At 61.0% G+C, this 16,458-nt stretch carries 16 protein-coding genes; 5 read left to right on the top strand and 11 right to left on the bottom strand.

Annotation, left to right across the window (positions count from 1 at the left end):
* Positions 1–5 precede the first annotated feature (5 nt).
* From NEZ08_RS16925 to NEZ08_RS16905, 5 genes are read right to left on the bottom strand one after another with little or no spacing between them, the layout of a single operon-like run.
* Positions 6–1,655 (bottom strand): GMC family oxidoreductase, encoded by a 1,650-nt coding sequence (locus NEZ08_RS16925; protein WP_298109145.1) that lies wholly within the window; start codon positions 1,653–1,655, stop codon positions 6–8.
* Entirely contained in the window at positions 1,645–2,292 is a 648-nt protein-coding gene (locus NEZ08_RS16920; RefSeq protein ID WP_298109143.1) for a gluconate 2-dehydrogenase subunit 3 family protein, read from the bottom strand. Before NEZ08_RS16920 ends, NEZ08_RS16925 begins: the two co-directional genes overlap by 11 nt.
* The gene (locus NEZ08_RS16915) at positions 2,289–3,254 is read right to left on the bottom strand and encodes a hypothetical protein (protein ID WP_298109141.1); all 966 of its coding nucleotides are present in this window, start codon (positions 3,252–3,254) and stop codon (positions 2,289–2,291) included. Before NEZ08_RS16915 ends, NEZ08_RS16920 begins: the two co-directional genes overlap by 4 nt.
* A complete protein-coding gene (locus NEZ08_RS16910) occupies positions 3,251–4,369 on the bottom strand; it encodes an enolase C-terminal domain-like protein (protein ID WP_298109139.1) in 1,119 nt (372 codons plus the stop codon). The genes NEZ08_RS16915 and NEZ08_RS16910 overlap by 4 nt, the downstream gene beginning before the upstream one ends.
* The gene (locus NEZ08_RS16905) at positions 4,362–6,110 is read right to left on the bottom strand and encodes a thiamine pyrophosphate-requiring protein (RefSeq protein ID WP_298109349.1); all 1,749 of its coding nucleotides are present in this window, start codon (positions 6,108–6,110) and stop codon (positions 4,362–4,364) included. The genes NEZ08_RS16910 and NEZ08_RS16905 overlap by 8 nt, the downstream gene beginning before the upstream one ends.
* Between NEZ08_RS16905 and NEZ08_RS16900 the strand changes: the two genes are divergently transcribed.
* Positions 6,012–6,371, top strand: a complete 360-nt coding sequence (locus NEZ08_RS16900; RefSeq protein ID WP_298109359.1) for a hypothetical protein — start codon at positions 6,012–6,014, stop codon at positions 6,369–6,371. The two genes, NEZ08_RS16905 and NEZ08_RS16900, sit on opposite strands and share 99 nt — an antisense overlap.
* Before the next feature lie 183 nt (positions 6,372–6,554).
* Here NEZ08_RS16900 and NEZ08_RS16895 read toward each other — a convergent pair whose 3' ends face one another.
* Positions 6,555–6,947, bottom strand: coding sequence for a PRC-barrel domain-containing protein (locus NEZ08_RS16895; protein WP_298109137.1), 393 nt, complete (start codon positions 6,945–6,947; stop codon positions 6,555–6,557).
* Between the two features lie 171 nt (positions 6,948–7,118).
* Between NEZ08_RS16895 and NEZ08_RS16890 the strand changes: the two genes are divergently transcribed.
* Positions 7,119–7,568, top strand: coding sequence for a DUF1810 domain-containing protein (locus NEZ08_RS16890; protein ID WP_298109346.1), 450 nt, complete (start codon positions 7,119–7,121; stop codon positions 7,566–7,568).
* A gap of 95 nt (positions 7,569–7,663) precedes the next feature.
* Here the strand turns inward: NEZ08_RS16890 and NEZ08_RS16885 are convergent, their stop codons facing one another.
* The gene (locus NEZ08_RS16885) at positions 7,664–7,864 is read right to left on the bottom strand and encodes a hypothetical protein (protein WP_298109135.1); all 201 of its coding nucleotides are present in this window, start codon (positions 7,862–7,864) and stop codon (positions 7,664–7,666) included.
* Positions 7,865–8,251: 387 nt separating this feature from the next.
* Here NEZ08_RS16885 and NEZ08_RS16880 point away from each other — a divergent pair, with 387 nt between their 5' ends.
* The gene (locus NEZ08_RS16880; RefSeq protein ID WP_298109133.1) at positions 8,252–9,046 is read left to right on the top strand and encodes a DUF72 domain-containing protein; all 795 of its coding nucleotides are present in this window, start codon (positions 8,252–8,254) and stop codon (positions 9,044–9,046) included.
* A gap of 25 nt (positions 9,047–9,071) precedes the next feature.
* Here the strand turns inward: NEZ08_RS16880 and NEZ08_RS16875 are convergent, their stop codons facing one another.
* From NEZ08_RS16875 to NEZ08_RS16865, 3 genes are all read right to left on the bottom strand, one after another.
* Positions 9,072–9,362 (bottom strand): septal ring lytic transglycosylase RlpA family protein, encoded by a 291-nt coding sequence (locus tag NEZ08_RS16875; protein ID WP_298109131.1) that lies wholly within the window; start codon positions 9,360–9,362, stop codon positions 9,072–9,074.
* Between the two features lie 341 nt (positions 9,363–9,703).
* Positions 9,704–10,087, bottom strand: a complete 384-nt coding sequence (locus tag NEZ08_RS16870; RefSeq protein ID WP_298109128.1) for a carboxymuconolactone decarboxylase family protein — start codon at positions 10,085–10,087, stop codon at positions 9,704–9,706.
* A gap of 380 nt (positions 10,088–10,467) precedes the next feature.
* Positions 10,468–10,881, bottom strand: a complete 414-nt coding sequence (locus tag NEZ08_RS16865) for a hypothetical protein (RefSeq protein ID WP_298109125.1) — start codon at positions 10,879–10,881, stop codon at positions 10,468–10,470.
* A gap of 190 nt (positions 10,882–11,071) precedes the next feature.
* Between NEZ08_RS16865 and NEZ08_RS16860 the strand changes: the two genes are divergently transcribed.
* Together NEZ08_RS16860 and NEZ08_RS16855 are read left to right on the top strand one after the other, a co-directional pair.
* Positions 11,072–11,932 carry a fumarylacetoacetate hydrolase family protein gene (locus NEZ08_RS16860; RefSeq protein WP_298109122.1) on the top strand — a complete coding sequence of 287 codons (861 nt, stop codon included), beginning with the start codon at positions 11,072–11,074 and terminating at the stop codon, positions 11,930–11,932.
* A 90-nt stretch (positions 11,933–12,022) separates the two neighbouring features.
* Positions 12,023–14,365, top strand: coding sequence for a molybdopterin guanine dinucleotide-containing S/N-oxide reductase (locus NEZ08_RS16855; RefSeq protein ID WP_298109119.1), 2,343 nt, complete (start codon positions 12,023–12,025; stop codon positions 14,363–14,365).
* 207 nt (positions 14,366–14,572) lie between these two features.
* On the opposite strand, the gene NEZ08_RS16850 is transcribed toward NEZ08_RS16855, so the two are convergent.
* Positions 14,573–16,405: a TRAP transporter large permease subunit gene (locus NEZ08_RS16850; RefSeq protein ID WP_298109116.1), complete on the bottom strand. Its 1,833-nt coding sequence runs from the start codon at positions 16,403–16,405 to the stop codon at positions 14,573–14,575.
* Positions 16,406–16,458 lie beyond the last annotated feature (53 nt).

The raw sequence follows: 16,458 nt of genomic DNA, 5'->3' as shown, positions 1-16,458 counted from the left end.
TGCGGCTAAGTGGTGATAAGTTCTCCGCGCCGCGCCATGGCCCTGATCCGGTCGGCCGTGCGGCATGCGATGGCCTGAATGGTGAGCGAAGGATTGACCCCGCCCACCGTCGGAAACACCGAACCGTCGCAAATCCAGAGATTTGGGATATCCCAGGAGCGACAATCTGCATTGACGACGCTACTCTTGCGGTCGAACCCCATTCGTGCCGTCCCGTTGAGATGACAAGTGTCATCTGTTTCATCCCAGATGTCGCGAGCCCCGGTCGCTTGAAGCGCCTGCCGCATGAACCGGAGCGAGTGCGCGATCAATCGCTTGTCATTATCGGAGTAGGAATGGGTAACGCGGGGGATGCGCAAGCCATATTGGTCGCGCTCGTCAGTCAGCGTGACGCAGTTGCGCTCCTGCGGCAAGGTTTCCCCGACGATTTTCAGGCCAACCTGATGGTTGTACTTTTCCATCTCATCGAGAAGCGCCTGGCCCCATAGCCCGCGTTTGCTGGATTGCGTGGCTCCCCATAACATCGGAAGCGGTCCCTGGCTCATATAGCTATAGCCGCCGTGGAAGTCTTTCCCTTCATCGGAATAGTTCCAGTGTTCCGTGATGGCCAACGACGGCGGGCCCTTGTATGAGCGTATCTCGCGGTCGCTGATGCCCCAGACCGCCTGATTCGCCTGGACCATCAGATTCTTGCCGACAAGGCCGGACGAATTCGCAAGGCCTTGCGGGAATTTTCCGCTCGCGGAATTGAGAAGAAGCCGCGGGGTCTCGATGGAATAGCCGGCGACCACGACGTTTCTGGCCTTCTGGAAGCGCCAGCGTCCCTCGCGCAGATAGTGCACGCCGGTGACGAGGCCGCGGGAGTCATGTTCGATCGAGCCAACCATGGCGAGGTCGCGAATCTCCGCCCCGGCCTCAAGCGCACGTGGCAGCCAGGTCACGAGCACGCTCTGCTTGGCATTGGTCGAGCACCCGATCACGCACATGCCGCGATAGACGCAGGGGTGTGCCAGACCGCGCGGGGCGGAAAGCGTTGCAAGCGGGGTCGCCGTCCAGCCGATGCCAAGTGCCTCGGCCCCTTCTGCAAGCACCAGGGCAGCCGCGTTCAGTTCATGCGCGCGATAGGGATAGCGCGGGCGTTTCGGCCCCCATGGATAATTGATCGGACCGGAGACCTTCAGGGTCTGCTCAACCTCGGCGTAATAGTCCCACATCTCGCGCCAATCGATCGGCCAGTCCGCGCCATAGCCGAGTATGCTCAGCGACTTGAACCATTCTGGCCGGAAGCGCAGCGAGACCATCGCGAAATGAACCGTCGACCCGCCAACGCTCTTTCCTGAATTGTTGGATCCGAGTTGGAGCGGATTTTCACCATCGACAATGCGCTCGTCGGTCCAATAGAGTTTAGACTGATGCATCTCGTCGGAAGCAAAGTCCTCCAGCGGACGCCAATAGGGCCCGGCGTCGAACGCAACGACTGAAAAGCCGTACTCGGCCAGCTTACAGGCCAGCGTTCCGCCGCCGGCGCCGGTACCGACAATCGCGAAATCCACGGGCTGGTCTTCCCGATACTCGCGCATCGTTACCCAGCCGCCTGGCCGGAATACGTCGGGGGCGCGCCCGTTGAGGGCACGAGGTGCGGTTTCAGCCGACATGTTCGTTGTCCCGGCGCGCCTCTTCTTCGCGGCCGACTTTTGCCTCGGCTGCTTCCCACGGGTCGCGGCGATCAAAGTTCATCCGGACATAACCGCGCGGGCTTGCCGGGCCGCCGAACCCGATCTCGCTCCAGGAGGCGGGATGCGCGTAATACGCAGTGACAATGTCGTGCAGCAGGCGTTTGGCAAAAAACAGCTGCGCTGGAAGTCCCGCCCAGGCGGGGCTGGCAACCTCTCCCTTTTGCACCTTGCGCAGCACCGCACGCTGTTGCTCCTGCCCTAATTCGCAAAACGACTTGCCGCTTTCGAGCGCAGCCTCGGCATCGATCGCCGCAAGACCTTTCCGCCACGCGTCGCCCTGGGCGGGGAGCCGCGCGTCGCGATAGCCATCGCCTTTGCCGGAATAGAGCTTTTGATCAATCATCGCCGCGATCGGCGCCTTCGGAAAATGATGAGCCGGCTGCGGAACGATCTGTTCGCAGATCGCACGCAGGGCTCGCCACTCGGCCTGATCGCAGAACCGGTGAAAATCCTCATCGATGGCAAGCCGCGCGTCGATGACCTCGCGCGTCTGGTCATTCCAGGAAGGCGAGTTGCGCTTGTTGAGAACGTTGTAGCCGGGGTAGCGCTCGGTCATGTCGATGGGCTTCGTTGTTCCTTGTCTACCAGCGAAAGTGCAGCAAGTCCGCCGAGCGCAAGACCCGTGAAGGACGGGGGCGCCGGCAAGGGAGGTCCGCCTAGCAGGTTCTGGCTCCAGTTGCGCCAGCCCCCCATGCTGCGCGAGACGCCGTAAGCATGGAACGCTACGCCGGCAAAGCCGAGCAGCGCCGTGAGGTTGAGGCAGGCCTTCGCCGCGCGCCGGAGAGCGTTGCCGGGATTGATCACGCTCGCGGCAAGCAGGCCGGCAGCCACGGGCGGCAGCGTGACTGGAAGAAACATGCCTGGATTCTGAAACGCGCCGCGAAAGTGCAGCAATCCCGCCTCGGCAGCGGTCCCCGCCAACCCCGCTGATGTCAGGAGGCCGAGCGTCTGACCGGCTGGGTGGCCCAAGATCCTGGACGAGCGATCTTCCCGCACCTTTTCCGCACCCCGGCCGAGCGCGCCGGCCAGCAGCAGCGCCACAGGCGCACCGAGGGGAGCTGCGTAGAACAGGTTGAGCCACGAGAAGCGGCCAGGCCTTTTCAGAATATTGTAACCGTGGAAGCCCAGGCCGATCACGCCCGTCATCGCCGCAACACCATAGAGGCCGTCGCGGAGAACATGCGACCTTGCGCGCGTGTCGAGGACACCAAACAAACTGGCAGCCAGTGCAAGCGCCGAGACGCCCAAAGGGACATACATCGCGCGGTTCTGGAATGACCCGCGATAATGCTCGATGCCACTGTCCGCCAGCACCGACAACGAAAGCAGCGCCGCTCCGAGATTGAGCTGTCTGCCCGCGGCATTCCGCCATTGGGCTTCGCGAGACGAGGTGGTCACGGGCCGCACATGGGTTCGCAGCACATCCGGCACGGCATATTTTTGCCGCAGATTGCTCGCCGCCTCATGAAGGGAGGTCAGCGAGTCTTGCTGCCTTCTGGTTATTCGCGCCGCCCTCATGTCAGCGCCTCCCCCGACGCGAGATAGCGTGCAGCGTCGGAAGCCTTGAATTCGAGCCCGTGGCCGGGCCGGGTAAAGTCCGGCGCGATCGTTCCATCCTCGATGGTCGGCGCGCCATCGAACAGCATCTGCTCGATGCGGACATGATCGTGAAACCATTCGATGTGGCGCAATTTCGGGATGGCGCAGGCGACGTTCCGGTGCATCGATGGCGCGCAATGCGCCGATGTGTCGATGTGGCTCGCCTCGGCAAGGGTCGATACCGTGAGAAAGCCCGTTATGCCGCCGCAGCGTGTCACGTCGGCTTGAAGCACGTCTACCGCATCGCAGCCCAGCAAAACGCGCGCGTCATCGAGCGTAAAGATATACTCGCCAGCGGCCACGTCCACGCCGGCGGGCGCCCCCTTGCGGACGTCCTGCAACCCCTGCACGTCGTCGGACGAAACCGGCTCCTCGAACCAACGGAGATCGATATCCCGCGTCTGCTCTGCGAACCGTAAAGCCTGCTGCACGGCAAACGCGCCGTTAGCATCAACAAACAGCTGGCATTCGCCGATAGCGGCGCGGGCGACCTCGGTACGTTTCGGATCACGCCAGGGTTCGCTGCCGATCTTCATCTTGACGAAACGGCACTTATCAACCTGCGCCCAACGCCCGAGTTGCTCACGCAGTTCGCTGTCCGAGTATGAGGTGAAACCGCCGCTGCCGTAGACCGGCACCCGGTCGCGACAGCACCCGAGCAGCTTTGCAAGGGATACCGACAGGATTTTTGCCTTGAGGTCCCAAAGTGCGAGGTCGATCGCCGAGATCGCGCAACCGGCGATTCCAGAACGACCGAGATTGCGCACTGCGCGCTGCATCGCGATCCAGCAACCGGCAATATCAAAGCAGTCGTAGCCGCTGACGGCCGGCCCAAGCATCTCCTCAATGAGACCAACCACCGAGGAATGTGCGTACGTCATGCCGATCCCGCGATCGCTGCCGGTGTAAACACGGACGACAACCAGGACCGTTGACGTCCATGCCAGCGTGCCGTCCGCCTCGGGCCGATCGGTGGGGATGCGATAGGCTGCCGCGCGGACCGCAGTGATCGGCGCGCCACAGCGCTCATCCATCGTCCCTGCTCCCTCCGGGCAAAATCGACTCCAGAACCTGACGGGCCGCACCTGCGATTACCCGAGATTCATTTGGATCGCCCTTGATCAAGGCTTCAGTAAACTTTTTGGCCTGCTGCAACGTGATATGAGGCGGCAGTGGCGGCACCTCCGGATCGGTCTTGACCTCGAGCACGACCGGACGGTCGGCGGCGAGCGCCTCCTCCCATGCCGCGCCAAGCCGGTTCGGGTTGTCGACATAAATTCCCTTCAAGCCGATCAGTTCGGCAAAGCGATGATACGGAACGTTGGGAATTTGCTGCGAAGCCTCGAATTTCGGGTCGCCTTCCATGACCCGCTGCTCCCAGGTCACCTGGTTGAGGTCCTCGTTGTTGAGCACGCACACGATCCAGCGGTGATCAATCCACCGGCGCCAGTATTTCGCGACAGTGATCAATTCAGCCATGTTATTCATCTGCATCGCACCATCACCGACCATCGCAATGACCGGCCGATCCGAATGAGCGAACTTGGCCGCGATGGCGTAGGGGACTGCGGCGCCCATCGATGCAAGGCCGCCCGACAATGAACCCATCATGCCGCGTCTGATCTTGACGTCACGCGCGTACCAATTGGCGCAGGATCCGGAGTCGCTGGTCAGAATGACGCGGTCGGGAAGCCTCGGCGAAAGCTCCCAGGCTATGCGCTGCGGATTGACCGGCTTCGCCGGCTGCATCGCGCGCTCTTCGAGCGTCTTCCACCACTTGTCCAGATTGGATGCGATCCGCTTCCGCCATGTGCCATCTGCTTTCTGGTCCAGCAATGGCAACAGCGCTCTCAGCGTTTCAGCGGCATCGCCGACCAGATTGACTTCCATTGGATAGCGTAACGACAGCATGTCCGGCGCGATATCGATCTGAACACCCCGCGCCTTTCCTTCCTTCGGAAGAAATTCGGAGTATGGAAAGCCTGAGCCGATCATCAGCAACGTGTCGCATTCCATCATCAGGTCATAGCTCGGTTCGGTTCCGAGCATGCCGATCGAGCCGGTGACCCACGGCAGATCGTCCGGCAACACCGCCTTGCCAAGCAGCGCCTTTGCTGCGCCCGCGCCGAGCTTGTCGGCGACCGCAATGACTTGATCGGCCGCGCCCAGTGCGCCAGCGCCCACAAGGAGTGCGACTTTCTTGCCGCTATTAAGCACATCGGCGGCTCTGCGCAGGTCGGCCTCATACGGAACGGTCTTCGGCCGGGTAAACCCGACGCCGGAGTGAACGGTGCCATGCGCACGGGGAGGCTCCACGTAGGCGAGTTCCTGCAAGTCGTTCGGCATTATGATCGCCGTCACCCTGCGTTCGCCGATCGCGGTCCGCACTGCCCGATCAACAAGGTGGCGCACTTGCGCCGGCGAGGACGCCTGCTGGACAAACGCACCGGCGACATCCTTGAACATCGCCGGAAGATCGACCTCCTGCTGATAGTGGCCGCCGATCGCTGTTCGCGCCTGCTGCCCCGCGATCGCGAGCACCGGCATGTGGTCGAGCCTTGCGTCGTACAACCCTGTTATAAGGTGAGATGCACCGGGGCCGGACGTCGCAATACATACGCCGAGTTCTCCAGTGAACTTCGCATACGCGGAGGCCATGAAAGCAGCCATTTCCTCATGCCGCGCCTGGATAAACTCGATCTTGCCTCGTGCCCGGTTGAGCGCACCGAATACGCCGTTGATGCCATCACCGGGATAGCCGAATATCTTTCGCACGCCCCAGGCGTGCAAACGTTCAACAAGGAAATCGCCGACGGTCTGCGCCATCTGATCACCTTTCGCAGATTGATGTATTTGAAGGACCAACAGAGCGGCGCGGGCTCCGTTCCCTCGCGCCTGATCGGTTTGTTGTGGTCACGCAGAAGTGTCGAATCGAAAAATGATGCCGACAAAAATGATGGGGACTCAGACGATGATGACACCCAGAAAATAACCGGCAGTGGCGGCCTGGGGTTTGGTGCACCGCCTGCCTCATGACAAGGCCATGGGCGTCGAAGCCGCAAAACGCTCACGGGAGAAGAGCGCGTCCCTTAGACCAGTTTTGTCCGCTGAAACAAACCGAGTCCGGCAGAACCCGGGCGGAATTGTCCGCCCGGGTTCTGCCAAGCTTGGTTGAAAGCCCCCGGCCGCGACCGGCCGGAGGCTTCACATTGAGCACAATTATCGCTTCTGCGGCTCCCAAGACGTGGTGGTCTTGTTGTATTGGAAGCCGGGCGCGCCTTTCAGGCTGTCTTTCGACTCGTCCAGCGTGAGGTACCACTTGTCGTTTTTCTTTTCGTTCTTCACAGCCGTAAACGGCACGATCACGTCCTTTTCGCCGGCGCCAAGGAAGCCGCCGACGCCGATCACAAGCGCGGTCACCTTGCCGGATTTATCCACGAGCACGTCGTCAACACTCCCAATCTTCGATTGCTGAGGATTGTAGACGTCCTGCTTGTAGTAGTCGGTTATCGTGACGCTGTCAGACGGCGCGGTCGACATCGCCGTGGTCGCCGCATAGGCACCCGAAACCAGAGTTGTGGCGGCAAAGCACGCAATAGCAATCCTGTTCATGAAAACCTCCTCCAGATTTGCCTGTGTGAAACGGAACAGCGCAATAAACGTTCCGCGGCTGAGCGGCCATTGCAGCGCCTCCGGACAGACGTGGTCCGCCCACTTCTGCACACAGGAACCTTGGCCCCAGTTGTTTCTTACGTTCCTCACATCCGCACTCGTTGCACCATCATGACTCCTTCGGGCTTGCATCAGGATCCTTTCGAGCTTCAGCGCTTTATCGCGGCCCAGGATCCCTTGTATTCGACTGTCACCGCCGAACTCCGCCGGGGACGCAAGCAAATGCACTGGATGTGGTTCATTTTTCCGCAAGTCATTGGTCTTGGGCGCAGCTCGATGGCAACGCGTTATGCGATTCGCTCGCGCGAGGAAGCGTCGGCCTATCTTGCCCACCCGCTTTTGAGCGGGCGTCTCCTGGAATGTACGGAGTTGGTCCTCGGAAACACCGAAAAGACCGCGCATGATATTTTTGGATCGCCGGACGATATGAAATTTCGCTCGTCCATGACGCTGTTCAGCGCAGTTAGCGCGCGGGCTATTTTCCAGACCGCGATCGACAGGTTCTATGAGGGTATTCCCGACGAGGCCACGTTGGCGATCATGGCGAATTGGCCGTCCTAAGGATCCGCTGAGCGGCGGCCCGGTCTTTGGCTTTTCCGGCTGCGCCGGCACATCAGGAGGTGAGCCACATCATTCCTCCGAGTTCCCGACATGGCCTAGGTCGGCGACTGCAAGCCGCTCGAATTGACCCACTCGTCGATGTGTGCCGCCGTGTCAGCGCGGCTTGCCCTCTTCAAGAGGTCTTCTCTTTCGGGACCCGGAGGTAGCGCGGACGCTTGCTCGCGCACTTCTTCGGCAAACGCCATCAGCCGCTCCTTCAACGGGGTCGTTTGCTTGAACCGTCGTCTCTTTTTCATGGCCCACTCCATCCACACAGAGCCGTCAATGGCGTCAGACTATGGGCCGCGGATTCGCTCCGCGACAACCTAGGTTAAGGTCGATAAAAAACGCGCTGATGGAAGCACTGAACGAGCAGAAGGCTGTATTCGCACGTGCTCCGCAACCTTACCGCTAACAAGACCCTTTGGTAACCAGCTCATCTTGAGTAATGTCTTCGTTCGTAATGCCGTTGCGAAATGGCAGCACGCATCTGCCTCAAGCGTATCGTCGGGTCCATCCAGCCGTCTCCGCCCTCGCCGATGAGCGAAGAAGAACCTCGCTGTAAGCTCAGGCGGGGGAACAATATGCCCCTTCCCAGCCTTGAGTTGCATTCCGCGGCTGACAGGCCTTCTATCGCGAGTATCATGGCGCGCGTTCTCATCGGCACATCTGGCTGGCACTACACGTCGTGGCGCGGACCTTTCTTTCCAGCCGATCTGCCACTCAAGAGCCAGCTGCAATACTACGCCAGTCAGTTTCAAACCACGGAGCTGAACGGCGTCTTCTACCGGACGCCAAGCCTTGATGCCGTCAAGGCCTGGCGGTCTCAGACCGGCAAGGACTTCGTCTTCACGTGGAAAGCGTCGAAATTCATAACGCATTGGAAGAAGCTGTCGGACAATTCGGCCAACAGCCTCGCCCTGATTGAAGAAAGGCTCGCCATTCTGGGCGAAAAAGCCGGACCGGTCCTGTTTCAGTTGCCGCCGAATTTCGAAGCCGACGCAGATCGGCTGCTGTCGTTTTTCAAGCTGCTGTCGAAACAGCGCCGCTACAGCTTCGAGTTTCGGCATCCGAGTTGGTATCAGCCAGACATCCTGAGAATTCTGTCGCAGAAAAATGCAGCGCTTTGCCTGTCCGATCACCACGACGCTCCCGCACCTTGGAAGCGCACCGCCGACTTCGTCTACATTCGCGGCCACGGCCCGGGAGGGCAGTATCGGGATCATTATCGAGGCCCAACCTTGTCGAGATGGGCGGCACGGATCAAATCGTGGAAGAAGCAGGGCTATGACGTCTTTGTGTTTTTCGACAACGACCAGAAAAGCGCAGCTCCCGCGGATGCGCTGAAACTGAAGCGGCTCCTGGACCCGGCAGTCAGCAGGCGAACCGCTGATCGCGACAAGTCTCGAGCGGGCGCCGGGAAGGGCCGCCGAGCGTGAAGTCGATGTCAACGTTGGTGCACCGTTATTCGACTGAGACGCGAATAATGCCGGCTCTCATCATTCCGAGCGCCCGAGCCGCGCTGAGAGACAAATCGATGACTCTCCCGCGCACAAAGGGGCCGCGGTCATTGACGCGGCAATGGATCGAGCGGCCTCTGTAGCTCACGGTCACGATGCTTCCAAAAGGTCGCGTGCGGTGAGCGCATGTCATGCCGTGACCGCGGCCGCCATAATAGGAAGCCAAACCGGTTTCGGCGTGGGCAGACGAGACAAGGAGAATCGAGAGAGCAGCCAGCAAGGTTGTCAGATGCATGAGGGTTCTCGCCTATGCGGGTTCCCTGCCTGCTGCTCTCTAAGCCGAAAACCGTGGCCGCGACTTGACCAAAATCTGGCGACCACGTGTCGTAGACGCGGATCCCATGCCCGGCGTTTGTGGGCTGCACCGCTGCACCCGACTGCGGGGGATGTGGAGCGATGGCCCGCGATTGCTGAGCTCTGGAATAGCCGGCGGTTATCGGAACAGGAGCCAACGATCTGGATGCGCGGACAACGACGGACCGGCTTGTGAATTCGCCAGCGAAGCGCCACTGAGGCCCAAACCAAATCGGACGTGGAGGCGCCGCGGCATCCACGTCCCACTCGTTCAACCAGAGATCACTTGCCCTGCACTTCCTTGATGGCTTCGCGCGCGTTACGGAAGGAATCCATCCCCGCAGGGACACCGCAGTAGACTGCGACCTGAAGCAAGACTTCCTTGATCTCTTCTACAGTGACCCCGTTCGTCAGAGCGCCCCTGACGTGCAGCTTCAACTCGTGGGTCTTGCCGAGTGCACTCAGCATCGCAAGATTGATGAGACTGCGCGTCTTCCGATCGAGTCCCGGTCGCGTCCACAGCGCACCCCAGCAAAACTCGGTCGACCATTCCGCCATGGTTCGGGTGAATTCGTCTGCGCCCGCGATCGACTTGTTGACGTAGTCTTCGCCAAGCACTTCCTTGCGAACCTTGAGGCCCTTTTCGAACAATTCGGTCTTGCTCATGATCAATCTTCCATTTTCTTGATGATTCGGCGCACCTGGATTCCTCGCCGCGCCGAGTGCATCCACCCGGAGCGATTTGCTCCCCATTTGCCGTAGCAATCCTAGTCCGCGGCAAGGATCAGTGTCGACCGCAAATTCCCCTCCCCGGCGGGACTGCCAGACAACTCAAAAAGTTGCAGGGGCTCGCCTCGTCAATTCAACAACAGGAGCGCCCAGCCTCGAAGTCGCAAGAGGACCCTCATCGACTTGGCCTGGGTGGGCTCGTTTGAAGCACGTTGCGGAAATGCAGATTTTCTCGCTAAGCCGCGAGCGCGGTACCGACGCAGCGGAGCGCAAGCGTGCAAGATCAGGATAGTGGCTTGGGGCGCCGTCTTTTTGGATCAGGCTGATTTGGGAGCTTGAAGCGCATCAAGCAACGCCTCCCCGGCGACCCGCTTCAAATCATCCAGTCTGACGATGCCGGCCTGGGCTGCCTTCAGGAGCCGCTGGGCGACGAATGCACGCGTTTCGTGATCGCCGCCGTGAGAGAGGTTTGCGAAGACCTGCTCGAGCACGAACTCGAGCCGCGCTTTGAAGCCGTCGCCAATCTTCATCGAGACACTACTCCAGAAAAAGACCGCCGAACAAAACGATATGCGCCATGCCTTGGTTCCAAAGACCTCCATTCTCAAATTAATATTAGCGGTCGCATGATCGGCCGGTTGCCCGCTCGGATACCGCAGCGCAACCGGATCAAGGCACGGCGATGTCGTCGAAAGGAAGCTTGATCCGACCGACGATTCTTCTGCGTCCACCAGCTCAGATCGCGCGGCTTCAGCCCCCTGCTCGGCGCCGTCCCGGACATTTTTTGCCGCCCCGTCGAGCCATCCTGCGTCACCTCACAAGGTAGAAAAAACTGGCACAATCCGATCAGAGTAAAGGTCCTCGAATGATGATATGACCTATTCGTCGTGTCATTGGATATTACTCGAGGGGGGCGAATGAATGAGACTGGCAAGCTATCTCCGGAACGGCACGCGACATTACGGCGCGGTGGTCGGAACAGGAATTGTTGACCTCACCCGTCGCATCGGCCGCGACTTCCCGGACCTGAAAGCCCTTATCGCTCGCGAGGGTCTGAGCGCCGCACGGGAAGCGATCGCCGGCCAGGCTCCCGATCACCTCCTCGCAGACATGGTCTTGCTGCCGCCGGTCGATACGCCGGAAAAGCTCTGGTGCATCGGCGTGAACTACATGGACCGCAATGCCGAGTACAAGGACAATTCCGATCTGCCGAAATTTCCGAGCCTCTTTGTCCGCAATGCTTCTTCCGTGGTCGGCGCAGGTCAGCCGATCGAAAAGCCAAAAGTGTCCGATCAGCTCGACTACGAAGGCGAGCTCGTGATCGTCATCGGCAAGCCAGGCCGCCACATCCCGCGCCAACAGGCATGGTCGCATATATTTGGAATCACTCTCTGCAACGAGGGAAGCGTGCGGGACTGGCTGCGTCACGGCAAGTTCAACGTCACGCAAGGCAAGAATTTCGACCGGTCAGGCAGCATCGGCCCGTGGATCGTGACATCCGACGAATGTGATCCCCGCGGGCCCCATGACATCGTTACCCGTGTCAACGGCGAGATCAGGCAGCAGGACACGACCGAACGCTTGATGTTCCCGTTTGACTTCCTGATCGCCTATCTCTCCATCTTTGCAACCCTCAAACCGGGCGACATGATCGCGACCGGCACACCGACCGGCGCCGGGGCGCGCTTCGATCCGCCGCGCTGGCTCAAGCCTGGAGATGTGGTCGAAGTCGAGTCGTCGCGCATCGGCGTGCTCCGCAACGCTGTGGTTGCCGAGACCTAGCGCGGCGCAGTGTATTCCCGAGGGTTGCGCCGGCTCTGAAGTCCAGCCAAATTCCGCTTCCGACAGACCAGCGCAAGCCGAGGCCTTACCATGCTCGATTCCAAAACTGCCGAAAGGAACAGGGAAACTGAGACAGGTTTCGCCCCACACACGTCCCACTGGGGCGCATTTTCGGCCCGGATGCGGGCTGGCGAGCTTGAGGTCCGGCCGCATGAGGACGATCCGGATCCGAACCAGATCATCCAGAATTTTCCTGCCGCGCTGCGTCATCGGGCGCGGATCGCCCGGCCGATGGTGCGCAGGGGCTGGCTTGAGAACGGCCCGGGTGCGGACGAGCGGCGCGGGCGCGATGAATTTGTTCCATTATCCTGGAATGAGGCACTCGACCTGCTCGGCAAGGAACTTGCCCGCGTTCGCGACGGCGCCGGGCCGGGCGCCATCTTCGGCGGCTCGTACGGTTGGGCAAGCGCCGGCCGTTTTCACCACGCCCAGAGTCAAATCCATCGCTTTCTGAATATCGCCTGCGGCGGCTATGTAAAATCGGTCAACAGCTATTCGTCGGGCTCGTCCCAGGTCCTGATCCCGCACATCATTGGTGATTACGAGGGTCTGACAAAGCGCAATGTCACCTGGGAGCAGATTGCCGAGCACAGCGAGATTGTGCTCGCTTTCGGTGGCATGGCCTTGAAGAATTCGATGGTCGCAGGCGGTAGCGTCAGCAAGCACGTCGAACGCGGCGCGATGCGGCGGGCGGCGGAGCGCGGCTGCGATTTCGTGTTGGTGAGTCCGCTGCGCGTCGATTTGCCGGACGAGGCAAAAGCCGAGTGGCTCTCGTGCATTCCCGGCAGCGACACCGCGCTGATGATGGGAATCGTCCACACCCTCGTCACCGAAGGCAAGCACGATCGTGCTTTCCTGGAGCGCTTTACCGTGGGCTGGCCGGTCTTCGAGCGCTACCTGCTCGGCGAGACGGACGGCCAGCCGAAGAATGCTGCGTGGGCGGCAGCTCTCACCGGTGTCGCCGCTGATGCGATCGTTGCGCTCGCCCGCCGTCTGCACGGCAAACGCACGCTCGTCACCGTCTCGCATTCGCTGCAGCGCGCCGTGCATGGCGAGCAGCCGGTCTGGATGGGCATGGTGCTTGCGGCGGCGCTCGGGCAGATCGGCCTGCCCGGGGGCGGCTATAACTATGCGCTCGGCGCGATCGCCTATTACGGGCGCCGTTACAATGCGGTGCCCGTGCCGACCTTCTCGCAGGAGAAAAACGGCGTGCGCGACTACATTCCGGTAGCGCGTATCGCCGACATGCTGCTCCATCCCGGCGAAACCTACCGGTACAATGGTCAGACCCGGGTTTATCCCGAGATCAAGCTGGTCTACTGGGCGGGAGGCAACCCCTTCCATCACCACCAGGACCTCAACCGCTTGCGCAAGGCCTTCGCGCGCCTCGACACGCTGGTTGTGCACGAGCTCGCCTGGACCGCAACAGCCCGCCACGCCGACATCGTCTTGCCCTGCACGATGACACTCGAGCGGGAAGATATCGGCGCAAACTCGAACGACCCGCTGCTTGTGCCGATGCATCCTGTCGCTGCCCCCTATGGCGAGGCGCGTGACGACTACGCAATCTTCGCCGATCTTGCCGAGCGGCTCGGGGCGCGCGAAGCCTTCACCGAGGGGCGCAGCGTGCGCCAGTGGCTCGAACATCTCTATGAGCCGACCCGCGAGGCACTCGCTGCCGCCGGATTGCCCGCGCCGAGCTTTACCGAGTTCTGGGCCAGCAAGGGCTATCTCCTGCCGCAGCAACCCGACGACGGCGGTTATCTTCGCGCCTTTCGCGACGACCCCGGCGCAAATCCGCTGCCAACGCCCAGCGGCAGGCTGGAGATTTATTCCGAGACCATCGCGAGCTTCGGGGAGTCCGACTGTCCGGGCCATCCCACCTGGCTCGGACCGGCCTACGTCCCCGACAAGACCACGCCCTACGTGCTGATCGCCAACCAGCCGCGCACGCGGTTGCACAGCCAGCTCGATTTCGGCGCGCACAGCAGCGCCTTGAAGCACCGGGGTCGCGAGGTGGCAACCATGCACCCCGATGATGCAAAGCTGCACGGCATTTCAGAGGGCGACATCATCCAGCTATCCAATGAACGCGGCGCCTGCCTCGCGGGCGTCACCCTGACGGACGGCATTCGGCGCGGCGTGATCCAGCTTCCAACCGGCGCCTGGTATGACCCTGCCGATCCGCAAGAAGACAAGCCACTCTGTGTTCACGGCAATCCGAATGTCCTGACGCGCGACATCGGAACGTCGGCACTGGCGCAGGGCTGCACCGGCCAATTGACGACGGTTCAGGTGCAGCGTTTCGACGGCAACCTGCCGCCGATCCAGGCTTTCGACCCGCCGATACCGTCGGATACTGCGGCCGCCTAGTACCGCCGATCTGAAGTCCCTGCACCACAAGCGGCGAATTCGATCAGGGACTTCGGATCGATAAAGCGGAACTAGAATTGGTAAATTAGTGCCCATGACTTTCCGAAGTTTCGTGAAAGTGGGTGCTGAGGTGTAACACGAACTTCGGAAAGTAGGCACCAGGCCACCGAGCATGAGCCGGCAGGCGGAGGAGACGGATCAGGCCGGTCAATGCCCTTCGACCAGATAGGGCACGATATGGGTGAACCACGGCACGAAGGCGACCGCCAGCACGCCCGCGATCAGCACGATCAGATAAGGCAGCATCGCCTTGGAGGTCGCTTCGACGTCCGCCTCGGCCACGGCACATGAGATGTAAAAGCAGATTCCGATCGGCGGGATGAAGATGCCGATGCCCATCGCCAGCAGCATCACCATCGCATAATGGATGCTGTCGATTCCAAGCTGGGCCGCGATGGGCAGAAGCAGGGGACCCAGAATGATGAGCACCGGCAAACCTTCCAGGAGCGACCCAATCGCGATCAACAGGACGATCGAGCCGATCAGGAAGAAGGTAGGGCTGTCGCCGACGGTGTGCAGAAGGTGAATGAGCACCGCAGGCAGATTGGCGACCGTCAGCGTCCATGCGAACGAACCTGCGCAGGCGATGATGAACAGCACCATCCCCGCGAGCAGGCCGCATTCCACGGCAATGGAAAAAAAAGTCGCAAGTCCAATGCTGCGGTAGACGAAGATGGAGAGAGCGAGGCCATAGAACACGGCGACGGCCGATACTTCGGTAGGGGTTGCATATCCGAACTTGATTCCGACGATCATAATCACCGGCATGATCAACGGCAGGATTGCGCTTCCGCTCGCCCGTATCACTTCGCCCAGACTGGCGCGCGTGGCGCGCGGCGTATCGCGGCGCCATGCAAAGAAGTAGATCGCCACCATCAGGAAAAGAGCGATCACCGCTGCAGGAAGAAGACCTGCGATGAACAATGTTCCGATCGAAATCGAGGTCACCGAGCCGAGAACCAGCATGGCGATGCTGGGCGGGATCGTTTCGGACATTGCGCCTGCCGCTGACAAAACGGCGGCGCCCTCTTCGGCACGATAGCCTTGCCTCTTGAGTTCGCGCCGCAGCACCGATCCGACGGCGACGACGTCCGCTGCCTTCGACCCGGAAATGCCGGAGACGAGATAAATAGTGACGACGACGACCTGGAGCAGTCCCCCGCGCAGGTGGCCGACCAGGGCGGTGGCAAAACGGACCAGCCGCAGGCTGATCCCGCCCTTCTCCATGATCAGCCCGGCCCAAATGAAGAATGGAAGCGTCAGCAGGATGAAATTGCCTGTGCCATCGACGGTATTTTGTGCCGCAGCGATCAGCGGTGCCGCGTCCGTGATCTGGAGAAAGAACAGCGAGCCGAGCAGCATCGAAAAACTGACGGGGAGGCCCAGCAGAACCGCGACGAAAAACAGCGGCAGCATGATTGTCAGGCCGACGGCCATGTCTGGTCGCGGAAGAGCGCCTGTGGCGACGATGGCCACGACCGCAGCCACAAGCGGCACCATCATGCCGGTATGACGTGCGGAATGTTCGAACAGCAGCCGCTCAGCCGAGAAGACCGCAATCAAGCTGAGCCCGACGTTGAAGGGCAGCACGATCCAGGCGTTGCTGATCTGCAGGATTGGCGTGTAGGCGGTCAACGCCACCTTGAACAGATCGAAGGAGACCCACAGCGTAATCAGGGCGACGCAGAGGATAAAGGCATCTACCGCGGCCGCCGTGGCCTCGCGTGCTCCGGGCGCGAAGAAGCGAGTCACGAATTGGATCGCCGTGTGGTGACGCGCCCGATAGGCTAGCGCTCCTCCGAGAAAAGCCACGGTCGTCAAACAAAGCTTGGAAGCTTCGTCTGACCAAAGCAAAGACTCGGAGGAAATGAACCGTATCGATATGTCGGTAAGGACGACCGAAAGTTCGCCGATCAAGGCAGCGACGACGACGACGCGGCCGACAACATCGATCAGGTCCAGCGTCCGCCGGACAACCATTGCGAGCGCCCTGCTGCGCCAAACGACCCCGCGCTCGGCGTGGGGCGTGAGCG

Source organism: Bradyrhizobium sp., from assembly GCF_027451485.1.
Taxonomy (GTDB): Bacteria; Pseudomonadota; Alphaproteobacteria; order Rhizobiales; family Xanthobacteraceae; genus Bradyrhizobium.
This window is presented reverse-complemented; position numbering and strand designations above follow the sequence as displayed.

Coding starts and splice junctions, on each gene's coding strand:
- NEZ08_RS16925 (WP_298109145.1), bottom strand. CDS start 1,655: ATGTCGGCTGAAACCGCACCTCGTGCCCTCAACGGGCGCGCCCCCGAC.
- NEZ08_RS16920 (WP_298109143.1), bottom strand. CDS start 2,292: ATGACCGAGCGCTACCCCGGCTACAACGTTCTCAACAAGCGCAACTCG.
- NEZ08_RS16915 (WP_298109141.1), bottom strand. CDS start 3,254: ATGAGGGCGGCGCGAATAACCAGAAGGCAGCAAGACTCGCTGACCTCC.
- NEZ08_RS16910 (WP_298109139.1), bottom strand. CDS start 4,369: ATGGATGAGCGCTGTGGCGCGCCGATCACTGCGGTCCGCGCGGCAGCC.
- NEZ08_RS16900 (WP_298109359.1), top strand. CDS start 6,012: ATGCCGCGCCTGGATAAACTCGATCTTGCCTCGTGCCCGGTTGAGCGC.
- NEZ08_RS16895 (WP_298109137.1), bottom strand. CDS start 6,947: ATGAACAGGATTGCTATTGCGTGCTTTGCCGCCACAACTCTGGTTTCG.
- NEZ08_RS16890 (WP_298109346.1), top strand. CDS start 7,119: ATGACTCCTTCGGGCTTGCATCAGGATCCTTTCGAGCTTCAGCGCTTT.
- NEZ08_RS16885 (WP_298109135.1), bottom strand. CDS start 7,864: ATGAAAAAGAGACGACGGTTCAAGCAAACGACCCCGTTGAAGGAGCGG.
- NEZ08_RS16880 (WP_298109133.1), top strand. CDS start 8,252: ATGGCGCGCGTTCTCATCGGCACATCTGGCTGGCACTACACGTCGTGG.
- NEZ08_RS16875 (WP_298109131.1), bottom strand. CDS start 9,362: ATGCATCTGACAACCTTGCTGGCTGCTCTCTCGATTCTCCTTGTCTCG.
- NEZ08_RS16870 (WP_298109128.1), bottom strand. CDS start 10,087: ATGAGCAAGACCGAATTGTTCGAAAAGGGCCTCAAGGTTCGCAAGGAA.
- NEZ08_RS16860 (WP_298109122.1), top strand. CDS start 11,072: ATGAGACTGGCAAGCTATCTCCGGAACGGCACGCGACATTACGGCGCG.
- NEZ08_RS16855 (WP_298109119.1), top strand. CDS start 12,023: ATGCTCGATTCCAAAACTGCCGAAAGGAACAGGGAAACTGAGACAGGT.
- NEZ08_RS16850 (WP_298109116.1), bottom strand. CDS start 16,405: ATGGTTGTCCGGCGGACGCTGGACCTGATCGATGTTGTCGGCCGCGTC.